The organism is Agrobacterium sp. Ap1 (assembly GCF_017313375.1).
Lineage (GTDB): Bacteria > Pseudomonadota > Alphaproteobacteria > Rhizobiales > Rhizobiaceae > Neorhizobium > Neorhizobium cellulosilyticum.
Genome location: NZ_JAFLMY010000015.1, coordinates 125,052 through 131,405, shown reverse-complemented (window position 1 = coordinate 131,405; position 6,354 = coordinate 125,052). Strand labels below are relative to the sequence as shown.

Here is a 6,354-nt window from a genome sequence, read left to right as displayed (position 1 = left end):
TGTCTCCGCGTTATCAAACGCGGGGAGTGTGACAGTCTAACTTTGCTGAATTAGGACATTCTAACTTTGCGGCTACATACAGAGATCGCATAATCTGTCTTATGGAACTAAATACTATGCCGCGTGCCGACGACATCGAGATTTAAAAACGGAACCAAGTTTGGCCCAAACTGCGATCTTTTGGCCCAAACCGGAAAGTAACGTGGCCCAACTACAAAGAGCGTGCGGACTCGGTCGTTAGGTATGAAGCATCTGACACAGTGCCGGGACGACCGCTGGAGACGTTACGGGGATTGTCAGCTTCCCGCAAACGGGAAATGGCTTAGTCCGCAACCTGTCAAACCAAGGTTCATCCCACGCTTCAGGCAACGGGAATTTCCCGACTTTTCTCCCAACAAATGGCGAAAGCGACGCAATCAATTCCTTAGACCTGCCTGTTATTTGCGAACTTTGAGTGCAGACGCTCTCGTTCGTTAAGCGGACATTCTTGTCGCTGATATCGACGATGACTTCGCCTTGATCGAGAGGGCCTACCCCGACCATAACGTCGGGCGCGATAGCAAAGAATAATTCAACCCTTGGATCGCTTAAATCGTTGGTTTCCGGCGGCGTGAGCTTCAAAACCGGTCGGCTGCCAAGGACAAACGACTTCTTGGGATTTGGTATTCGAACAACGGCTAGTCCCCTACCCGCAATCACGCTGAGGATGTCGTCGCTTCCAGTTTTCAACGATGAGACTCCGTTCTTCTGGCATGGTTCAGCGCGTCGGCAATGGCTTCGACGATATTGATAAAGTGGCTCCTGGACCGGGCTTGGATCGAACGGTTGGAGCTAGTTATGGGTGCGGAAACAACGAGCGTATCATGCTTCAAGCCCATGACATTTGGGAGAATAAGGGACGACCTGAAGGCCATCATAGCGACACGGGAATGGGCGTAACCACAGAGCACGCCAGCGCTCTCTACAGCGCCGTTTCCGCATGAAAACGAACTCGCACGAAGATGTCATTGTGCCACGATTCCCTAGCAGTAGCCAACGACACGACGACTTTTCAAAAAAGCCCGCTCATTAAGCGTTCATACGCCTTTTCTGGCTTCCCATAGGCATCGGCAGCGAACTGTTCCATTCCTTCACGATCTCTGATCGTGACGAGTCCCCGGTCTGCTCGAATGAAACCGTTTCCCTCTAGCACGTGAAGCGCGGTAGTCACGCTTGGGCGACGGACAGCGAGCATCATGGAAATGAAATCATGGGTGAGCGGCAGCTCGTTTCCATCAATTCTGTCGTCACACATAAGCAGCCATCTCGCGAGGCGCTCGTTGACATCATGAATAGCGTTGGAGACAGCCGTATATGCAAGCTGAACAGCAAATGCCTCAATCGCTCGGATTATAACTTTGAGAAAATTTCGCCGATTTTCCATCAGATGGCGAAAGTCATCGTACCGGATACGATAGCCCGCAGCATCCAGCTGCACGTAAACATCGTATGTGTACACATCAACATCAGCAATGGCAGAAGTTGGAATATATCCATCGTAGCCAAAGATGCCCGCCTCCGCCCGCGCGCCCTCAGGTGTTTTTGCAATCACAGAGCAAATGCCTTTGGTGAGAAAGTAGACGTGCTCAATCGGCTGGCCTTCCTCACCAAGCATCACCCCATGGGTGAGACTAACTGGCTCCAACCCGTTTGCGACATCATTGAGGTCTTCACTTGGCAGACGCGCCAGTAACTTATTGCCACGCGCCAAATTGAAATCAATGCGCATCTCTCTGTTCCCCCTCACAAAAGCAGCATGCAATATGGGCCGCTTGCTCACCCGAACAGCCGGAACAAGTGGAGGCCAGCCGGGTTACGCTTTGACAACATGCTAAACTTCATGGGTGGCAGATGCCAAGATACTATTTCCATCTTCGTGACGGCGACCGCCTAGATCGAGATCCGGAAGGAACTGAGTTGGCGACATTGGACCTGGCCGTCGAGGAAGTTCGACACGCTGCAAGAGAGTTACTGGCGCACAAAATACTTCAAGGGGAAGTTGTTGATGGCCAGATTTTCGAGATCACAAGCGAGCAGGGCGAGGTCTTCGACAAAATCCCGCTCAAGTCGGTCGTCCGTTTCGAGTAACTGGGGCTGCGATAGTTCCACGCCCAAAGCGAGTGATGATGAGTTTCAAGGTGAAGGACGGAAGCCAAAAAGCCACGGGAGCGACAGCGTCCGATGCGGTTAAGCAGCTTGAAAAATCGCACGGTAAAAAAGTGGTCGTCATGGAACTCATTCCCGGGACTAACAACCCCGAAGCAGTAACGCTGTCACAGCAAGAGATCGAAAGTCGATAACTAGCGGAAAAAGCTCCACCACAGAATGAGGGGAGCTTCTCTGATAGGCTGTCCAGTGCCGAAACTTCTAAATCTACGCCGGTACAAGTCCGTAGGGTGTCAGGCAGCCGCTTCCAACGGTAAGCTTTGGACCTTCTTAACACTCCGTCGCCTGCTGCGATGAGGCCTTGTGACGTCCGCAATGATCGAGTGCGCGACGACTTTACCCAATTCGGCCGCACTCGTAATACCTTGGATGAAGGGACGTTTGTGAAGCAGGTATGCTACTGCGGGGAAGAAGAGCCGTCGGATCGGCTGTGTGCCAGAGATCAGCGGGCGACATTGTGCGTCGAGATCTATGCCGCCAGTTCTTCGTTGGTTGCCTGTCGTAGTGACCGTCCATCCCTCAGAAATGAGGCCACGCTCTACCAGCCCTCGAAACGGTAGGTCGGCAGCTGAGCGATTTTTCTGCCCTGTCGCATCTATGAAAGTGTCAAATACCCTTCGTCCGCAAGCCGAATTTACCGTCACGCCACGTGCGAGCCCGTCGCTGGAAATCTCAGAATCGTTTCCGAGAGCGAGGATTTCGAGACGGCCACACTCGTGGAGAGCGAGAAGACGCTCAATCGAAAGATGCGGCACCGTCGCATAGTCATCTGCGAAGATACTTTTGAATGAACGGTTGAAGCGCTCTAGATCGTCGGCATTTAGACAATCGACCGCAGCTTCGATAATCTCATGTGTAATTAAGATGGCGTACCGCCACTGTACCGTACGCTCAGCGCTATAGTTTCGGCCTGCCTCAACAAGATTTTGCCTAGCCCACTCAAAAGGCTCAATTTTATCCCGAACGCCGTAGTAAGCTTCAGCAAAGTCGTCGACTGTTAGTTCGTCCAGGCCGATGGCTGCAGCGTATTCAGGATCGGCGACAGCAATCTCTTGTTTGAAAAGATCGAAGAGATCGTCCAATAGCCCACTAGAGCCTAGCCTGGTACGATCATCCACGGCCTGCTTTGTACAAATCCGGGGCTCGAGATAGGGAATGGGAAAATAGAAGTCGGCCTCCGGTAACAAGCCTTTTCGAGACATCATTGTCATATGAAGGCAGCTGCCGGATTTGCTCGGTCGGTATTCCAGAATTCCCTTTTTCGTCCGCCGAAATTTGCCATACGTAGTCGCAACAGTCATGATCGCATCGATCGCACTCAGTGAGGTACCAAGAACTGCCACCTCTCCACTCGGGATGGTTTTCAGGGCAGTCGCAGGCCATGGAGCCTCGAAAAAGCCAGGTGATTTTTCAGGGTTGGTCGGAAAGCTGTGGCCCGTCGCTGCAACGACGTAGTCGAAGACACAATTGTCTTCGCGATTACGCCCTGCGATCGTCAGCTTGAACATATCCTCGACAGGCGTGATGTCCTCTACCTCACAGCTTTCCGACACCTGGACTTCATGACGAGTTGCGCAGGCACTATCAATCAGCGTGGAAAACTGCGATTTAAAATAGTCGCCGACAACTATACGTGGATAGAAGGCACGATCTGAAATCTGATCTCGAGTGACGTCATATTCAGCAAGATACTTATCTGACTGCAGAAGAAGCCATCTGTATAAAGTCTGCGGTAGTGGTGGGATTTCTACGCTGGGAATATTCGATAACATCGACGGGTCATTGATGCCGCGTTGGTAAGGAGTTCCCTTTCCGGCGATTTCGCTCCGCTCGAAGATCGTGATATGAAGTTTAGCGCTACAGGTAAGTAATTCTTGAAGTGCATAAATGCCTGTCGGGCCGGACCCAACGATTGCGATGCGTTTACTCATTTGGGCTCCTCGCACCGCCATGCGCTGTGCTGCTTCTGAACGGGCCAAACCGGTGTGCGTTCCCTCGCCGTACGCTAGCGGACCAAGCGCTGAACGCAATTTTCTACTGCAGCTCGGGATTCCGTTTTCAACTTTTAGTTTTGGATACCCATTGAAGGTTCAAAGATTAGAGCCATATCATTTTCATGGAAAAATCTCAGATTGACGACATCGATGCGCAGATTCTGAAGCTTCGTACGGCGCTGCCAATATGGGGGGTCGAAGCGAACGATCTCGTGGAATTGGCCCGCAACGCGGAGCGAGCTGCAATACAGGTAGACGAGCGCACGATGCAGCGTGTACGCGGATTGATCGAAACCACCACTGGTTGGCACAACACCCTTCTCTACTGGGAGCAGCAAGACGCGGCTCCTGCGCTCAGTGCAGAGATCCGTGTCCTTCGCGGGTCACTCGATGCGATGCGCAAGGAAGTCTCCGCGTCGGCAAGGATGTTTCCATCGTGATGACTGATGCTGAACTAAAGTGCACTGAAACGTAGTTTTTCATCAACCGACCGAGCGTCTCTCGTTTTAGTCGGACATTTTTCCGCGTTCTGACAAATTATTCGCGTTCTTGTTGCTTCAGCTGTCATCGACATCATCGTTGTATCAGAGCCAAACAAATCAACTATCGATAGCCTTTTGAGTTAGCGTATTCAAAGGGATGGACTAGGCCTTCATATCCCCTTTTGCGTGCATCCCCATGGAGAGCAAGATGATGGAAAAGAAGCCCAATCCTGAAAGCGATGATGCTCGCAGCGGCGACGATGCGGACAAGAACCGCGAGGAACTTTCGAGGGCTGCTGAAAAGGGCCTCAAGGACGCTCGGAGAAACAATCCAAAACGCGACGTGCTACGACCGATCCTAAGGTCAATGAAACCGGGACCGAAGCACGACAGGGGCGCACCGGCCGACCGGTGCTTATAGTTCTAATCGCAGGCTTGACGCTAGCGTTGCTTGCCTGGATAGGCGCAGAGATCTGGGGGGGAAACGACTGACACCCCCGCTGCTCAGACAGTTACGCCGCCTGCTGGGGACAATAACCCGACCACTGCGTCTCAGAGCGTGGAGCCAGCCGTGCCTACTGCTATCTAAAAAACGCCGCACTCCGATGGCGGCACACGGGGGCCTTCAGAAAGCAATCAGCCTGCTGGAAGTACCACCCGACCTTAGGCGGACCACGTTGTGTGTATGCCTAAATGAAAGCATCCTCAGAACCGACAGACCGAAGCGTAGTCAAAGTCGCGATAGCAAAGGTGACTTCGGGCTGGCTAGGGTGGTGCCACGTTAGGGCTATCTCACAAGTCGGGAATTCATACCAATATTGGGAGGCGACTGTGACTGAGGCTTTAGACAAAGAGAATTTTGAAACTCGCCTAAGCACAAAAGAAAAACGGATGTTTTTCGAGGCCTTGCGTATGGAAGTCGTTAAGACCTTTAAAGGCTTCGACCCTACGACAAAACGCCGCCTGGCGGGATCCGCCCGCAAACTTATAGAAATCTTGCAATTATTCGAGCGAGATCCGTACGATTCTCCGCATTGCTCGTTTGCCCAAGTGGTCGACCTTGCGTGTCAGTTTACCGCGCAAGGAAACCATACCATTCAGACGTCGAACATAAGCGCCACGCTTCATTAAGGGTGAGCGCTCCTACAATTCGCGGGAACGCTATTTAATGTTACTGCTTCGCGTTCACGCCCTCAAATTCAAGAGCCTCTTCGAGCTGCTGCTCTGTGACGTCAAGAACGGTGCGCTCAGGAAGGCCGTCGGAGCCAACAGCCCTATCGGCTGCGGCTCTCTCGGCCGACGGGGTCGCGGTTGGGGGGGCGCATCAGTTGTTGTCGACGCGGTTGTCTCGCCTGAAACCTCCGGCGTTGCCGCGGGCGAGGCCGGTGCACATTTCAGCAGTAGCCCCCGGCGCGTCGCCCTCGCCTTCCTGAAACAGCACAATACCTTGAAGTTGATTGTTACGGATGTGCAGATGCCCGGCCGCCTCAATGGGATTGAGTTGGCCAACTACATCGGGGAGCACTGGCCAGATATCTCCATCATTGTCGCCTCTGGCGCTGTGATCCCCGAAGAAGGGGAATCTTCCGACCCACGCTCGTTTCCTCAACAACCCGATTAATCAAGAACTTGTTTTGACGACGATCAGAGAATTATGCGATTGAATTTGGTGA

Annotated in this window: 9 protein-coding genes; 6 read left to right on the top strand and 3 right to left on the bottom strand. The window is 52.7% G+C overall.

What is annotated here, in order from left to right; all coding sequences use genetic code 11:
- Positions 1–237: 237 nt before the first annotated feature.
- Positions 238–729, bottom strand: coding sequence for a hypothetical protein (locus JZX87_RS23450; protein WP_206828311.1), 492 nt, complete (start codon positions 727–729; stop codon positions 238–240).
- Positions 730–1,051: 322 nt separating this feature from the next.
- Complete coding sequence (locus JZX87_RS23440) at positions 1,052–1,768, bottom strand: Crp/Fnr family transcriptional regulator (RefSeq protein ID WP_206828309.1); 717 nt, start codon at positions 1,766–1,768, stop codon at positions 1,052–1,054.
- A gap of 122 nt (positions 1,769–1,890) precedes the next feature.
- Between JZX87_RS23440 and JZX87_RS23435 the strand changes: the two genes are divergently transcribed.
- Positions 1,891–2,127, top strand: a complete 237-nt coding sequence (locus JZX87_RS23435; protein WP_148148868.1) for a DUF6894 family protein — start codon at positions 1,891–1,893, stop codon at positions 2,125–2,127.
- Positions 2,128–2,165: 38 nt separating this feature from the next.
- Positions 2,166–2,339 (top strand): hypothetical protein, encoded by a 174-nt coding sequence (locus JZX87_RS23430; protein WP_206828307.1) that lies wholly within the window; start codon positions 2,166–2,168, stop codon positions 2,337–2,339.
- A gap of 99 nt (positions 2,340–2,438) precedes the next feature.
- Here the strand turns inward: JZX87_RS23430 and JZX87_RS23425 are convergent, their stop codons facing one another.
- Positions 2,439–4,136: an FAD/NAD(P)-binding protein gene (locus tag JZX87_RS23425; RefSeq protein ID WP_206828305.1), complete on the bottom strand. Its 1,698-nt coding sequence runs from the start codon at positions 4,134–4,136 to the stop codon at positions 2,439–2,441.
- Between the two features lie 185 nt (positions 4,137–4,321).
- On the opposite strand from JZX87_RS23425, the gene JZX87_RS23420 reads away from it, so the two are divergent.
- The 4 genes from JZX87_RS23420 (at position 4,322) to JZX87_RS23405 (ending at position 6,302) form a co-directional block, all read left to right on the top strand.
- Positions 4,322–4,639 (top strand): hypothetical protein, encoded by a 318-nt coding sequence (locus JZX87_RS23420; RefSeq protein WP_206828303.1) that lies wholly within the window; start codon positions 4,322–4,324, stop codon positions 4,637–4,639.
- Between the two features lie 250 nt (positions 4,640–4,889).
- Positions 4,890–5,102: a hypothetical protein gene (locus JZX87_RS23415; RefSeq protein ID WP_206828301.1), complete on the top strand. Its 213-nt coding sequence runs from the start codon at positions 4,890–4,892 to the stop codon at positions 5,100–5,102.
- A gap of 410 nt (positions 5,103–5,512) precedes the next feature.
- Complete coding sequence (locus tag JZX87_RS23410; protein ID WP_206828299.1) at positions 5,513–5,812, top strand: hypothetical protein; 300 nt, start codon at positions 5,513–5,515, stop codon at positions 5,810–5,812.
- A gap of 37 nt (positions 5,813–5,849) precedes the next feature.
- On the top strand, positions 5,850–6,302 hold the full coding sequence (locus tag JZX87_RS23405) for a response regulator (RefSeq protein ID WP_206828298.1): 453 nt from the start codon (positions 5,850–5,852) through the stop codon (positions 6,300–6,302).
- The last annotated feature ends 52 nt before the right edge of the window (positions 6,303–6,354 follow it).

Bases quoted from the DNA above. Each gene is read 5' to 3' on its own strand.
- JZX87_RS23425 (WP_206828305.1), bottom strand. From the start codon at position 4,136: ATGAGTAAACGCATCGCAATCGTTGGGTCCGGCCCGACAGGCATTTAT.
- JZX87_RS23435 (WP_148148868.1), top strand. From the start codon at position 1,891: ATGCCAAGATACTATTTCCATCTTCGTGACGGCGACCGCCTAGATCGA.
- JZX87_RS23415 (WP_206828301.1), top strand. From the start codon at position 4,890: ATGATGGAAAAGAAGCCCAATCCTGAAAGCGATGATGCTCGCAGCGGC.
- JZX87_RS23440 (WP_206828309.1), bottom strand. From the start codon at position 1,768: ATGCGCATTGATTTCAATTTGGCGCGTGGCAATAAGTTACTGGCGCGT.
- JZX87_RS23405 (WP_206828298.1), top strand. From the start codon at position 5,850: ATGTTACTGCTTCGCGTTCACGCCCTCAAATTCAAGAGCCTCTTCGAG.
- JZX87_RS23420 (WP_206828303.1), top strand. From the start codon at position 4,322: ATGGAAAAATCTCAGATTGACGACATCGATGCGCAGATTCTGAAGCTT.
- JZX87_RS23430 (WP_206828307.1), top strand. From the start codon at position 2,166: ATGAGTTTCAAGGTGAAGGACGGAAGCCAAAAAGCCACGGGAGCGACA.